The 13854-nt window shown below is 62.1% G+C and carries 14 protein-coding genes; 4 read left to right on the top strand and 10 right to left on the bottom strand.

Annotated features, from left to right (window positions below; all coding sequences use genetic code 11):
- Positions 1–87: 87 nt before the first annotated feature.
- The gene (locus ACZ89E_RS08205) at positions 88–2712 is read left to right on the top strand and encodes an excinuclease ABC subunit UvrA (protein ID WP_476255327.1); all 2625 of its coding nucleotides are present in this window, start codon (positions 88–90) and stop codon (positions 2710–2712) included.
- Positions 2713–2844: 132 nt separating this feature from the next.
- Here the strand turns inward: ACZ89E_RS08205 and ACZ89E_RS08200 are convergent, their stop codons facing one another.
- From ACZ89E_RS08200 to ACZ89E_RS08175, 6 genes are read right to left on the bottom strand one after another with little or no spacing between them, the layout of a single operon-like run.
- The gene (locus ACZ89E_RS08200; protein ID WP_476255326.1) at positions 2845–4788 is read right to left on the bottom strand and encodes a response regulator; all 1944 of its coding nucleotides are present in this window, start codon (positions 4786–4788) and stop codon (positions 2845–2847) included.
- Positions 4778–5653 carry a sensor histidine kinase gene (locus ACZ89E_RS08195; RefSeq protein WP_476255325.1) on the bottom strand — a complete coding sequence of 292 codons (876 nt, stop codon included), beginning with the start codon at positions 5651–5653 and terminating at the stop codon, positions 4778–4780. The genes ACZ89E_RS08200 and ACZ89E_RS08195 overlap by 11 nt, the downstream gene beginning before the upstream one ends.
- On the bottom strand, positions 5646–6650 hold the full coding sequence (locus ACZ89E_RS08190; protein WP_476257031.1) for an ATP-binding protein: 1005 nt from the start codon (positions 6648–6650) through the stop codon (positions 5646–5648). Before ACZ89E_RS08190 ends, ACZ89E_RS08195 begins: the two co-directional genes overlap by 8 nt.
- Positions 6647–7051, bottom strand: coding sequence for an anti-sigma regulatory factor (locus ACZ89E_RS08185; protein ID WP_054055096.1), 405 nt, complete (start codon positions 7049–7051; stop codon positions 6647–6649). Before ACZ89E_RS08185 ends, ACZ89E_RS08190 begins: the two co-directional genes overlap by 4 nt.
- Positions 7048–7410 carry an STAS domain-containing protein gene (locus tag ACZ89E_RS08180; protein ID WP_059405963.1) on the bottom strand — a complete coding sequence of 121 codons (363 nt, stop codon included), beginning with the start codon at positions 7408–7410 and terminating at the stop codon, positions 7048–7050. The genes ACZ89E_RS08185 and ACZ89E_RS08180 overlap by 4 nt, the downstream gene beginning before the upstream one ends.
- A 4-nt stretch (positions 7411–7414) precedes the next feature.
- Positions 7415–8266: an STAS domain-containing protein gene (locus ACZ89E_RS08175; protein ID WP_149658187.1), complete on the bottom strand. Its 852-nt coding sequence runs from the start codon at positions 8264–8266 to the stop codon at positions 7415–7417.
- Between the two features lie 363 nt (positions 8267–8629).
- Here ACZ89E_RS08175 and ACZ89E_RS08170 point away from each other — a divergent pair, with 363 nt between their 5' ends.
- Positions 8630–8893, top strand: a complete 264-nt coding sequence (locus ACZ89E_RS08170; protein WP_463260532.1) for a hypothetical protein — start codon at positions 8630–8632, stop codon at positions 8891–8893.
- Positions 8894–9123: 230 nt separating this feature from the next.
- Here ACZ89E_RS08170 and ACZ89E_RS08165 read toward each other — a convergent pair whose 3' ends face one another.
- Positions 9124–9645 carry a DUF4142 domain-containing protein gene (locus tag ACZ89E_RS08165; protein ID WP_476255324.1) on the bottom strand — a complete coding sequence of 174 codons (522 nt, stop codon included), beginning with the start codon at positions 9643–9645 and terminating at the stop codon, positions 9124–9126.
- Between the two features lie 217 nt (positions 9646–9862).
- Here ACZ89E_RS08165 and ACZ89E_RS08160 point away from each other — a divergent pair, with 217 nt between their 5' ends.
- Both ACZ89E_RS08160 and ACZ89E_RS08155 read left to right on the top strand, forming a co-directional pair.
- Positions 9863–10105, top strand: a complete 243-nt coding sequence (locus ACZ89E_RS08160; RefSeq protein WP_133836247.1) for an HP1242/YdcH family protein — start codon at positions 9863–9865, stop codon at positions 10103–10105.
- Between the two features lie 103 nt (positions 10106–10208).
- Positions 10209–10451 (top strand): hypothetical protein, encoded by a 243-nt coding sequence (locus tag ACZ89E_RS08155; protein ID WP_463260533.1) that lies wholly within the window; start codon positions 10209–10211, stop codon positions 10449–10451.
- Between the two features lie 144 nt (positions 10452–10595).
- Here the strand turns inward: ACZ89E_RS08155 and ACZ89E_RS08150 are convergent, their stop codons facing one another.
- From ACZ89E_RS08150 to ACZ89E_RS08140, 3 genes are all read right to left on the bottom strand, one after another.
- Positions 10596–11675: an SMP-30/gluconolactonase/LRE family protein gene (locus ACZ89E_RS08150; RefSeq protein ID WP_476255323.1), complete on the bottom strand. Its 1080-nt coding sequence runs from the start codon at positions 11673–11675 to the stop codon at positions 10596–10598.
- Positions 11672–12817 carry a sterol desaturase/SRPBCC family protein gene (locus tag ACZ89E_RS08145; RefSeq protein WP_476255322.1) on the bottom strand — a complete coding sequence of 382 codons (1146 nt, stop codon included), beginning with the start codon at positions 12815–12817 and terminating at the stop codon, positions 11672–11674. The genes ACZ89E_RS08150 and ACZ89E_RS08145 overlap by 4 nt, the downstream gene beginning before the upstream one ends.
- A gap of 95 nt (positions 12818–12912) precedes the next feature.
- Positions 12913–13776, bottom strand: coding sequence for a LysR family transcriptional regulator (locus tag ACZ89E_RS08140; protein WP_476255321.1), 864 nt, complete (start codon positions 13774–13776; stop codon positions 12913–12915).
- Between the last annotated feature and the right edge of the window lie 78 nt (positions 13777–13854).

Below are 13854 nucleotides of genomic sequence, written 5' to 3'. Positions count from 1 at the left end.
TGATGTTGACTGACACACCGCCTTCGCGGGCAAGCCTCGCTCCTACAGGGATTTGCGTTTTTTCAGTGATCTAATCAAGGTAATTTCATGACTTCAAAGCGCACCCCAACCCCTCCTTCCGGCATGGTCAGGGTGCGCGGCGCCCGGGAACACAACCTCAAGAACGTCGACGTGGATATTCCCCGTGACGCGCTGGTGGTGTTCACCGGCGTGTCCGGTTCGGGCAAATCGTCACTGGCGTTCTCGACCCTCTACGCTGAAGCGCAACGGCGCTATTTCGAATCCGTGGCGCCCTATGCCCGGCGCCTGATCGATCAGGTCGGGGTGCCGGATGTCGACTCCATCGAAGGCCTGCCGCCCGCCGTGGCCCTGCAACAGCAGCGGGGCACGCCGAGCACGCGCTCTTCGGTGGGCAGCGTGACCACGTTGTCGAGCCTGATCCGCATGCTCTATTCACGCGCCGGCAGTTACCCGGCGGGGCAAACGATGCTTTATGCCGAGGACTTTTCGCCCAACACACCCCAAGGTGCCTGCCCTGAATGCCATGGTCTGGGGCGCGTCTACGAAGTCACCGAAGCGCTGATGGTCCCGGACCCGGGCCTGACCATCCGCCAACGGGCGATTGCGTCCTGGCCGCTGGCCTGGCAAGGCCAGAACCTGCGGGACATCCTCGTGACCATGGGCATCGACGTCGACATTCCCTGGCGCAAGCTGCCGAAAAAGCAGCGCGACTGGATTCTGTTCACCGAAGAAACCCCCACCGTGCCGGTGTACGCCGGGCTGACCCCGGAAGAAACCAGAGTCGCGCTCCAGCGCAAGATGGAACCGAGTTACCAGGGCACTTTCACCGGCGCCCGACGCTACATCCTCCACACCTTCAGCCATTCCCAAAGCGCGTTGATGAAGAAGCGTGTCTCGCAATTCATGCTCGGCAGCCCGTGCCCGTTGTGCGACGGCAAGCGCCTCAAGCGCGAGGCGCTGTCGGTGACCTTTGCCGGTTACGACATCGGCGAGTTGTCGCAGATGCCGTTGCTGCAAGTGGCCGAGGTGCTGAAACCGGTGGCGGCGCACAGTTATCTGGAACAGGCCGACGAGCCCGGCGAAGTCCTGACCCACGACCAGACCCGCGAGGCCCGCGAGCAGCGCATCGCCCACGGCGCCAGTGGCCACGCCAATGCGCCGGATGTGCGCCACACGCCGAACCTGTCGGTGGAGAAACGCCTGGCGGCGCAACGCATCGCCCAGGACTTGCTGGAGCGGGTCAGCACCTTGACCGATCTGGGCCTCGGTTACCTGGCCCTGGAACGCAGCACGCCGACCCTGTCGTCCGGCGAGTTGCAGCGCCTGCGGTTGGCCACGCAGTTGGGTTCGCAGTTGTTTGGCGTGATCTACGTGCTGGATGAGCCTTCGGCCGGTCTGCATCCGGCGGATGGCGAGGCGTTGTTCGAAGCCTTGCAACGCCTGAAAGCGGCGGGCAACACGTTGTTTGTGGTCGAGCATGACCTGGAAACCATGCGCCGCGCGGATTGGTTGATCGACGTGGGACCGGCGGCGGGCGAGCATGGCGGCCACATTCTCTACAGCGGTCATCCTTCGGGGCTGGAGCACGTCACGGCTTCCCAGACTCGTGCCTACCTGTTCGCCGAGCAGGTCACGGCAACGCGCAAGATTCGCAAGGCCAAGGACTGGCTGCGACTGGAAGGCATCACCCGCAACAACCTGAACAACCTCAGCGTCGAGTTCCCACTGGGCTGCTTTACCTCTGTGACCGGTGTGTCGGGTTCCGGCAAGTCGAGCCTGGTCAGCCAGGCGTTGCTGGAACTGGTCGGCGCTCACCTGGGGCGAACGGCCAGCGAACCGGAAGAACTGAGCCTGGAGGACGACGCGCCGCAAGTCAGTGGCGGCCAGGTCACGGCGGGGCTGGAATCGATCAAGCGCCTGGTGCAAGTCGATCAAAAACCCATCGGCCGCACCCCGCGCTCGAACCTGGCGACCTACACCGGGCTGTTCGATAACGTGCGCAAGCTGTTCGCTGCTACTCCTGAGGCCCAGGCCGAGGGCTACGACGCCGGGCAGTTTTCCTTCAACGTCGCCAAGGGTCGCTGCCCGACCTGCGAAGGCGAGGGGTTTGTCAGCGTTGAATTGCTGTTCATGCCCAGCGTCTACGCGCCGTGCCCGACCTGCCACGGCGCCCGCTACAACCCTCAGACCCTGGCCATCACCTGGGAGGGCTTGAGCATCGCCCAGGTGTTACAACTGACGGTGGACGAAGCGGTCACGGTGTTTGCCGGGCAACCGGGGATCCACCGCTCGCTGGAGGTGCTGCGCGATATTGGCCTGGGCTACTTGAGGCTGGGCCAGCCGGCGACCGAACTGTCCGGCGGTGAAGCCCAGCGGATCAAACTGGCCACCGAATTGCAACGCAACCAGCGCGGCGCGACCCTGTACGTGCTCGACGAGCCCACCACCGGGTTGCACCCACGGGATGTCGATCGGTTGCTGGAGCAGCTGGATACGCTGGTGACGGCGGGGCACACGGTGATCGTGGTCGAGCATGAAATGCGCGTGGTCGCCCAGAGCGACTGGGTGATCGACATCGGGCCGGGGGCGGGGGATCAGGGTGGCAAAATTGTCGTGGCGGGAACGCCGCAGACCGTGGCCAAAAACAAGAAAAGCCGCACGGCGCCGTTCTTGGCCCGAGTGCTGCAGTAATGATCGTTCCCACGCGCAGCAAAGGAATGCAGCCCGGGAAGCTCTGCGTCCCATTGGAACGCGGAGCGTCCCTTGAGGCATTCCCACGCAGAGCGTGGGAACGATCAGGTCCTGTAGGAGCAAGGTTTGTTTTCAGGCGCCGTCGAGGGAGCGGCGAACCTTGTCCAGCAATTCACTGATCTGAAACGGCTTGACCAGCATGTCCATGCCTTCGCCCAGGAACACCTGGCGATTCAGCGCATTCTCCGTATAACCGGTCATGAACAGAATCGGCAACCCTTCACGCCAACCCCGGGCGACATCCGCCAGTTCCCGCCCGCTCATGCGCGGCAACCCGACGTCGGTGAGCATCAGGTCAATCGACGGATCACTCTGCAAACGCTCCAGCGCCGATTCGATATCACCCACCTGCGTGCAGCGATAGCCGGCGTCCACCAGCACTTCGGCGACGAACATGCACACCGAGGGCATGTCCTCGACGATCAGCACATGCTCGCCCGAGCCTTGGGAGTCGACGGTCACCGACGGGATTTCGATCGCCGTCGGATCAGCGCTGGCCGGCAACATAATGGTTACTTCGGTCCCGCGCCGGGCCACGCTGCGAATATGCGCATCGCCCCCCGACTGCCGGGCGAAACCGTAAATGGTCGACAACCCCAACCCGGTGCCCTGGCCCAGCGGCTTGGTGGTGAAGAACGGATCAAACACCTTGTCGATCACACTGTGCTCGATACCGGTGCCGTCATCACGAACCGCCAGTGCCACATAGGCGCCGTCCGCCAGATTCGGGTCGCCGTGGGAATAGGCGGCGTAGGTGCTGACCCAGATATTGCCGCCCTGGGGCAGGGCATCCCGGGCGTTGATTACCAGGTTGAGCACGGCACTTTCCAGCTGGATCGGATCGACCAGCGCGATGGCCGCCTTGGAGGTCAGTTCCAGCCTCAGGGTAATGCGCTCGCCGATGGTGCGAATCAGCAGTTCTTCCAGGGAACGGATGTTCTCGTTGATGTCCACCGGCCGGGTATCCAGCGGCTGCTGACGAGCAAAGGCCAGCAGGCGATGGGTCAGGGACGCAGCGCTCATGGCCGAGTTCAGCGCCGCCTCGGCGTAGAACTGAACCTTTTCGGTGCGCCCATCGGCCATGCGTTTCTGGATCAGTTCCAGGCTGGTGATGATGCCGGTGAGCAAATTGTTGAAGTCATGGGCGATGCCGCCAGTGAGCTTGCCCAGGGCATCCATTTTCTGCACTTGCAGCAGTTGTGCTTCGGTGCGCACCCGTTCGGCGACTTCCTTGGCCAGTTGCGTGGTGGCGTCGTCGAGCCGGGCCAGGTGCGAGCGTTCGCGGTGCCGGTGTTCGGTGACATCCTCGACGAACACCAGGCTCAATTCCGGGGTGCGATAGGGTGAAATCTGCCACTCGGTTTCCCGCACCTGACCTTCGACCCGCATGTTCAGCGTGCCTTTCCAGCGCTCGCCATAGGCCAGGCGCAGGCGCAATTCATCAATCACCGCGCCTTGATCGTCGGCAAAGCATTCGCGCAAGGTGTCCGGGTCAAGGTTGTCCTGGATCAGTTGGGCGAAGGCGTGATTGCATTCGTGGACTTTCAGCGCCGCGTCCATCACCGCGATGGGCGCCGAGACGTTGGTGAAAATCTCGCGAAAGCGCGCCTCGCTTTCGCGCAAGGCATTCTCGGTGTCGCGCACCCGCAGCAGCGTGCGCAGGGTGGCCAGCAACACGTCCGGGTCCACGGGGTGAATCAGGTAGGCATCGGCGCCGGCGTCCAGGCCGGTTATGATGTCGCCGGTCTGGATCGAGGCTGCCGACACGTGAATCACCGGCAGCAGCGCGGTCGCCGCATCGGCGCGCAGTTTGCGCACGATGTCGAAGCCGCTCATGTCCGGCAGGTTGACGTCGAGGATCAGCGCGTCGATCCGCTCGCTGTCGATCAGCGCCAGGCCCTCGCCACCGGTGCCGGCTTCGAGAATAGCGTAGCCATGCCGTTCCAGGCGCCGACGCAAGGCGTAGCGGGTGGCGACGTTGTCGTCGACGATCAACAGGCAGATGTCACGTTTCATCGGCAGGCTCCACGGCGATGGCCAGCGGGATGATCACGAAAAAGGTCGAACCGGCACCCGGCGTACTTTGTACCCCGACTTCGCCGCCCAGCAACTCGGCAAAGCGTTTGCACAGTGACAGACCCAGTCCGGTGCCGCGCAAGCGTTTCTGCAATGGCGAGTCAACTTGAGAAAAGTCCTCGAACAATGCGCCATGCAGCTCCGGGGCGATACCTATTCCGGTATCGCTGACGGCGAAGCGCACGTGATCGCTGTTTTCCAGGCGCGCCGAGACCCGGACTTCACCACGGGTGGTGAACTTCAGCGAGTTGGAAATGAAGTTGCGCAGGATCTGCGCGAGTTTCTTGTCGTCGGTGAACAGCCGCGGCAGACCCACCGGCTCTTCGAAGATCAGGTCCACGGCGCTGCCATCGACAATCGGCCGGAACATGCCGCGCAGGGCGGCGAACAGGTCGAGCATGTCGAACCAGGCCGGGGAAATACTGATGCGCCCGGCCTCGATCTTCGCCAGGTCGAGCAGGTCGTCGACCATGTCGCTCAACTCCCGCGCGGCACCGCTGACAAACGCCACCTGCTTGTGCTGCTCGGGGCTCAACGGGCCGTCGAGTTCATCGGTCAGCAGGCCGGTGATGCTCAGGATCGAGCCCAGCGGCGTGCGGAATTCATGGCTCATGTACGACAGGAAGCGGCTTTTCAGGTCCGAGGCCTGGCGCAGTTGTTCGGCCTGTTCATCCAGCTCGGCGTAGAGCGCCAGCACCCCCTGGTTGGTTTCTTCGAGTTCGTTGCGCAGCGCCGTGGCTTCGCCTTGCAATTGGGCGATCAGCGACGCTTGTTCGTCCGGCGTCAGGTTGGGTGACTCAGCCATGCGCGGCCTCCAGGGCAACGACCACTACCGTTACATCGTCCCGGCTGCGACAGAAATCGCGGTGCAGGACAGCGGCAATCACGGCGGGGTGGCGGTGCACCAGGCCGGGGTAATCTTGCAGGTTCCATCGGGACTGCAGGCCGTCGCTGTACATGATCAATAGGTGTCCGTTCACTTGAGCATAGTCAAAGGGTTGAGCCTTCCGGTATTGGCCGCCGACGATGCCGGGGTGGGAGGCCAGGCCACGGGATTTGTCCGGGGTAATCAGGCAGCCGCCGATATTGCCGATGCCGACATATTTCAAGGCATCGCCATCGAACTGGGCGAAGGCTGCCGCGCCGCCACGGGTGCCGATCATGGCGTGATGCATGTCTTCGAGCAACAGCATCGGCGAGGCGAACGGTGCCAGGGCGAAAGCTTTCTCTCCGGCACGGGCGGCGCGTTCGGCGTCTTCGCCGTGGCCCAGGCCATCGATCACCAGCACACTGATGCGCGGCCCGTCGAACGCCAGGTGCCAGACATCGCCACACGCCGGGTCGTTATGCAATGAATGCTGACTGACGCCGATGCGTCGGTCCGGCGCCTTGTCAGTTCGCGGGTACAGACGCGCCAACAGCACTGCGCCCCGTGAGTCCGCATAGACATCAAATACTTCGGTCTGGCGCGACACCGCCCCGAGCCCGATGCCCTGGGTGCCGCCGGTGGAAAATCCATCGGTCAGGCACGCTTGCAAATCAAAGCCGCCGGCCCGGTCCACGGCGAGGATTTCGATCCCGGCGCCGGTCGGGCGGGGCAGGGTCCTGAGATGCAATTCGCCTCTTGCGGCGTGCTTGAGGATGTTGCTCGCCAGTTCCGTGGCCACCAGCGCCACACGTCCGGCGTCGGTGGCGTCGAAGCCGTTTAATTCTGCGAGTTTTTGCGCGGTGCGCCGGGCATGACCGATCTGACTGCTGTCTTCGATCGGCAACACGAGCGTGAGGGTACCGCCAATGTTCATGTCCATCGGGTAATCGTTATGCGAGTGCCTTTGCCAGGCTCGGTTTCCAGTTCGAACTCTTCCACCAGCCGTTTGGCCCCGGTCAGCCCAAGCCCAAGCCCACTGCCGGAGGTCCAGCCGTCGGTCATGGCCAACTTGATGTCGGGGATGCCCGGGCCTTCGTCACGAAAGACCAGGCGCAACCCGGTGCGCGCGTTTTCGTCGAGGATCTGCCAGTCCATGTCGCCGCCACCGCCATACACCATGGTGTTGCGCGCCAGCTCGCTGACGGCGGTCACCAGTTTGGTCAGGTCGATCAGGCGCATGCCGCATTCCTGGGCGAGTTTGCGCGCGGTCTGGCGGGCCAGGACCACGTCTTGCTCGATTTGGATGGGCTGGCTGCCGCTGCTGCGCACGGTCATTGTTCGCGTACTCGAGCCTGCAGCAGTTTCATCCCCCGCTCGACGTTCAGCGCGGTGCTGACGCCGGGCAGGGTCAGGCCCAACTCCACGAGGGTGATGGCCACGGCCGGTTGCATGCCCACCAGTACGGTCTGGGCATCCATGATTTTCGACAGGCCGGAGATGGTGCCGATCATCCGCCCGATGAACGAGTCGACCATGTCCAGCGCCGAGATATCGATCAGCACGCCCCGGGCCGAGGTGCGGCTGATGCGCTCGGAGAGATCGTCCTGAAGAGTGAGGGCGAGCTGGTCATGCATGTCGACCTGGATGGTCACCAGCAGGAAGTCGCCCATTTGCAGAATCGGGATGCGCTCCATCGGCTCATACCGCCTTGCTGACGGTGATTCCCAGTCGGGTCAGGGCCAGTTTCAGGGCGTCGGCCAGGTTGGCCTTGGTCACCACGCCTTGCAGGTCCAGGCCCAGGTGCACGATGGTTTGCGCGATCTGCGGACGCACGCCGCTGATGATGCAATCGGCGCCCATCAGGCGAATCGCGGTGACGGTCTTGAGCAGGTGCTGCGCCACCAGGGTGTCAACGGTGGGCACGCCGGTGATGTCGATAATGGCGATTTCCGAGCCGGTGTCGACGATCCGTTGCAGCAGCGATTCCATCACCACCTGGGTGCGTTGCGAGTCGAGGGTGCCGATCATCGGCAGTGCCAGCACGCCGTCCCAGAGCTTGACCACCGGGGTCGACAGTTCCAGCAGTTCTTCTTGCTGACGCTTGATCACCGCCTCGCGGGACTTCTGGAAGGTGCGGATGGTGTGCATGCCCAGGGCATCGAGCAGCTCGGAGACTTCCCAGAGTTGTTCGGCCAATTGCGCCGGGTCCTGTTTGTATTCGGTTTGCAGCAGGCTAAACATCGGTCCCTTGAGGGAAAAGATGAAACTGGCGGTCTGCTGCGAGTCCTGGCCGAGCATGGCGCGGCTATGGGAGAGTTTTTCGAGGAATTGGCGGATCTCGTCCCAGCCCGCAGCGGCGATGTTCTGCCCGTTGCCGCGTTCCAGCCCGGTAATGACCAGGTGCAGGAACTCCGAGGTCTGTTGCTTGAGGTCTTGTTCCTTGATGTTGCGCGTGGCACCACTGGCCTCGAGGCTGTTCGTCCATTCGGCGAGCAATTGCGCCTGGGTTTTCTTCATCGCTTCGAGTGTGTTGCTGTGCAGTGCCGCCATGTGTCTTGACTCCTTGGGAATGATGGCCGATACCCCATAAAAATGATCGGCGCGAATCAGTGACATTTGCCGTGCGAAATAGTTGTTCGCGCACGGCAGGATTTTTTTCATCCTTCACTCTAGTAGGCGCTGCCGAAGGCTGCGATCTTTTGATCTTGCCCTTGATCTTCAACAATCCAACCGACGCCGTTTGTAGGCGCAAGGCTTGCCCGCGATGACGATTTCGAAGACGCCTTCGCGGGCAAGCCTCGCTCCTACAGAGAGACCGGGTTTCATGAGATTGAACCCTGCGCCGGGGATGGCTTCGAATCTTCATGGCCGACTGTTTCCAGCCGCGCAAGTGCAGTGACGAACGAGGTAGCTATGAAAGAGCAATCCCAGCAACAGGATCAATCCGGGGCGCCGGTTGATCGCAATGACCCGGCGATTGACCCGCAGGTCCCGGGTGAAGGTAATCGCGGCCAGGGCGAACAGACCGCCAAGCCGGACAGCGCCGACCCCGCGGTCGACCAGAAGAACCGCCACACCGACAACGACAACGAGTTCAGTCCCGGCTTCAAACCGCATCCCGACCGGCCAAAACCCGGTGAGGATACCGATGCCGATATCGATACTGATGGCGGCTAACCGCAGACGAAAAAAAACCGCATCGACCGGATTTATGCCAATCAGTCAAACCTGACACTGAATCTGTGGCGAGGGAGCTTGCTCCCGCTGGGCTGCGCAGCGGCCCCTCTCTTTACCTGACTAAAGAAGGGGGCTGCTGCGCAGTCCAACGGGAGCAAGCTCCCTCGCCACAGGTTACTCATCGCTTGTCTGACTGGCGCTAATCTTCTGGATGCGGTTCTTTGTCCGGGTTATTTGCTTGGATGCTTCGCTTGCAAGGCTTTGGCCGCGTCCAGATGCTTCTCCAGCGCCGGTAACATCTTCTGCGCGAAGCCTTTGAAGTCGGTGGCGCCCGGTTTTTTGTCGTCGGTCACCGTGTCGGCTTCTTTCTTGAACAGTGCGATGGTTTCTTCGTGGGCCTTCACCTGATTGTTGGCGTAGGCCGCATCGAAGGATTCATCGCGCAGGTCGAGGATTTTCGCCTTGGCCTGATTGACCAGTGTCGTGCTGTCCGGCACCTCGATGTCATGCTTTTTCGCCAGCGCCGCCAGTTCATCGTTGGCCTTGGTGTGGTCGGTGATCATCATGTTGGCGAACGATTTGATGTCCGCCGATGCGCTTTTTTCCAGGGCCAGTTTGCTGGTTTCAACTTCAGCGATGCCGCCGGCCGCGGCATTGTCGACGAAATCATTGGAAGTGGCCGCGAACGCGGTGCCCATGCTGGTGCTCAGGGCAACGGCCAGGGCGAGGTGGCGCAGGGTAAATCCGTCCATTGGTTCTTCTCCACACGGGTTTTATGAGCGATCGAGGTGATCGTTATTCAATGGAGGTCGGGACTCGACGAAAGGTTTGATCGCAAACGCCAAACGACGACGAACGGCCACCGCTGGTCTGACAGGAGGTCGACAGAACCGGGTAACCGAGGCCATTCTGATGGTTGGTGAACGCAATTGATCGCGTTTGCTACCGATCAACAAACGGAGGTGTTCCATGCCGGTGCCACACAACCTTTATCAGGACCTGAACATTCCCAAGGAAGTTATCCAGCAAAAACGCACCACGGATCCGTTACTGGATTCACTGATCAATAAATATGTGCAGGCGGACAATGAGGTGGTCAAGGCCGAAACGGCCCAGTCCGATGCCCCCAGCGACGACGCACTGAAAAAGCTCAAGGAACAGCGATTGCAGGTCAAGGACAAGATCGTCCAGCAACTCCAGGCGTCGTCCTGAGCCACCGACGACCGGTGACTGAATAGTTGGAACGGCGATAAAGCCCGGCACCTCGAAAGTACAGAGTCTCTCCATTCATGACTCGCTTCTCAGAGGTGCCCTTATGACAGAGCCAAAATTCCCCAGTGAAGAGCAGGGCGGGTACGACCCGATCCCGACCCATCCCGAACCGCTGAGCCCAGGGCGCACGACCGTCCACCCCGAGGACGAACCGGGCATCGACGAGCTGCCGAACAACGAAGGCGCCAAGCCGATGGAACAGCGCGACGGCACCGACCTCGATCCTGAACGGGTGCGCGAAGAAACCGACAACGCCGAGCGCGATGGCGAGAGGGATCCGCGTTGATTGGCCTGACCCTCTTCAGATGCCGCCCCCCTGTAGGAGCGAAGCTTGCTCGCGAAGGCGTGATCAAATTCAACATCCATGTTGACTGACACGCCGCGTTCGCGAGCAAGCTTTGCTCCTACAGGTTTGGTGTTTGATTGACGATCAGTTCAAGGCTTTGCTGAGCGGCAACCGCACCATGTGCCGCGCTGTCAACGACCCAAAATACAACCAGTCTCCATACTCGCGCACCGTGGTGATCGGCGAATAATTGCCGCTGCCCGCATCCTGCAAATTGGCAATCACCTTGCCGTCCAGGTCCAGCCCCAACGCGAACGCCCGTTTCTCCACCGGTTTGGGCAACACCATCATCGCCCGCACGATCATCTTGCGCACGAACGGGTGCGGCGCTGTGGCGTCCAGCAGTTTGTTGCGCGGGGCATAGAGCGCCACCCAGAAGCGATCCCGCCCGTTGAACGCCAGGTTGTCCGGCAGCCCCGGCAGGTTGTCGATAAACATATCATGGGTCCCGGCTTTCGGCCCGCTCAGCCAATAGCGAGTGATGCGGTAGGCGCCGGTTTCGTTGACCAGCACAAACGCATCGTCGGGCCCGAGGGTGACGCCGTTGGCGAATTCCAGCTTATCCAGCAGCAGGGTGGTCTTGCCGCTCTGGAAGTCATAGCGCAGCAAACGACCGTCGCCGCCGTGCTCCATAATCGCCTCGCCATCCTTGCCATAGCCCCAGCGACTCGACGCATCACTGAAGTAGGCGTAGTGCCCGGGCTTGTCGATCACCACGTCATCGGTAAAACCGAACGGCACGCCATTCGCTTCTGTGGTCAATGGGATCACCCGACCCTGGGCATCAAGGGACAGCAAGCCCTTGACCCCGTCAGCGATCACCAGCAAACCATTGGGATGCCGGGCCAGTCCCAACGGCCGGCCACCCGTGTCGGTCAGCACGGTCCTGACGTTGCCGTCGAGGCTGCTGCGAATCACCCGGCCGTCGTGCAAACCGGTGATCAGCAGGTCGTTTTCCAGCAATAACGCCTCGGGACCGTCGATGTCCGAAGAACCAATACGCTCCACGTCCTTGAGTCGCTGATTGTCGGCGTACACCCCGCTGGCCAATGACGGCGCCGCTGCCGGTGTCCAGGCCACCGGTTCGACTTTGCTTGGCATCAGCAGTAAAAACGCGACAAATACGACGATCAGCAACAACACACACCTGAAGAGGGCCCTCATGCGCTCACGCCTGCGGGTGCCAGGTGCTTTTGCGCCATGTTGCGCAGCGCCAGCATCGACGCCGCCGACTCATGCTCGATGCGCCGCTTGAGCAGCAACCGATTGGCGATGCGCATGCCCAAACCGCTGAACCGATAATCCAGGGTCCGGACAAACCGTGTGCCGTCGCCGAGCGCCTCGCACTCGTAGGTCACCACCAGCGACAACCCATGATCGCCTTGGGCCCGGGCACGCCAGCGTCGCCCTGGCAAATACTCCTCGACCTCCCAGCTCAAGTGCCCGTCACGCCCGCCGGCGCGGATGTCCTCTTCAAAACGCGACCCCGCATGCAGCGGCCCGGCCTGGCCATCGACCTTGAGCGACGAGGGATGCCACTCCGGCCAACGGGTCACGGTGCTGGCGTAGGCGAGCACGGCAATCGGGTTGCCGGCGATGTCGATCGGGTGCTGCATGCGGGTCATGGGCGTTCTCGTCGGGTTCGGGTGGGTGTGCTCCGGCTCCCAGTACAGGGTGCCGAACAGGTAGTCCATCAGCGGAAACACGATATTGAAATTGCGCTCCTGCATCACTTCGCGGCGGTGATGCAGTTCATGCAGGCGGCGCATCTGGCGGATCCACGGCAGCCGTGTGATCGGGTTGCGCGGCGGCAAATGCTCGCAGGCATGGAACACTTCATAGGTCAGGTAACCCAGGACCATGCAGCCGCCAAACAACCCGGCTACATTGGCGTTGACCCGGGAAAACAGCCACCACAGGGGCAGGGTGATGACCAGCGTGTGCAGCACGATCAGCCACGCCGGGAACAGAATCACCCGCCAGTCCCGGGCGCTGTCGTAGGTCATGTGGCCGGGGGTAAAGAAGCTGTGATGATCGCCGGCATGCCTGGCATAGAACATCCGCGCGAAGCTCTTTTTGTGGTGCCCAAGGTGGCGATGCACCATGTACACGCCAAAGTTGAAGAACAACAGCGTCAGCGGCACCGTCAGCCATTCCAGCGCCTGCACCTGTTGCACCGTGCGCCAGAACCCGGCGATGGCGAGGAGGCCGAACAGCAGCACGAAGGTGCCGTGCAGCCACGGGTTGTAGAGCCGATGAATGTCGGCCCGGTAACGGCTGCGAAAAGCCTGGGTGGTCTGCCTCACTGCGCTCACCTGTGATTGTTGTTATCACAGCAGATTAGCCGATCCCGCCGCGCAGGCCTGGCGAACGTTGAGGGCACAAACGCCACTTGATGGACTCAGCCCAACGGGTTCCAGCGCTGGGACCAGTCATCGTCGGTCTTGATCACATCGCGCAGCAGATCGAACGCCTGTTGCAGGGTCGCCGAATCCCGGTCCCGGGAGTAAACCAGGTACGTCGGGTAACTGAATTCCGGGGCCTTGGCCACCGCTTCCAGCACGCCGCTTTCCAGATAACTCTGCACCACCCGGGTGCGGAAATAACCACTGCCGCCATGCTCCAGCAGGTACTGCAAGGCCAATGGGCCGAGGTTGAAACTCAGGGCGGCCTTGGCTTTTTCCGGTAGGGCGGCGTCGTGTTGGCGGCGGAAATCCGGGCCCCAGTCGATGTACACGTACGGGTCGGGTTGGTCAGCCAGGCGCACGAGGATCAGTTTTTCTTCCAGCACCTGTTCCACTTGCAGGCGTGGCCAATATTCGGGCTGGTAGACCAGCGCCGCGTCGAGCACACCCAGTTCCAGTTGGCGCAGCAGGTTTTCACCGTCGCGGATTTCCATGCGCAGGGCGTGGCTGGGGATCTTCTCCCGCAACTCGGCGGCCCAACTGAGCATCAGCGGATTGCACAGGCTGACTTCGCCGCCGATGTGCAACACGTCGCGATAGCCTTCGGGCAACGGCAGGTCCCGGCGCGCAGCTTCCCAGGTTTGCACCAGTTGATTGGCGTACACCACAAAGGCTTCCCCATTCGGGGTCAGGCGAGCGCCGGCACGGTTGCGCACGAACAGGGTGCTGCCCAACTGGCTTTCGAGTTTCTGCACCCGCGCGGTGATGGCGGTCTGGGTCACGTGGAGCTTCTGCGCGGCGGCGGCGAGGCTGCCGTGGCGGACGATTTCCAGGAAGGTGCGGGCGAGGTCGATGTCCATGGGGTGGCCGGTGTTGAAGGTGTCCGCATTGTAAGAGCCATCGATACCCTGTGGCGAGGGAGCTTGCCTGTGGCGAGG

Source organism: Pseudomonas sp. TE3899 (assembly GCF_056279105.1).
The sequence above is the reverse complement of the archived record's forward strand: the minus strand, read 5'-3'. Positions and strand labels throughout refer to the sequence as shown.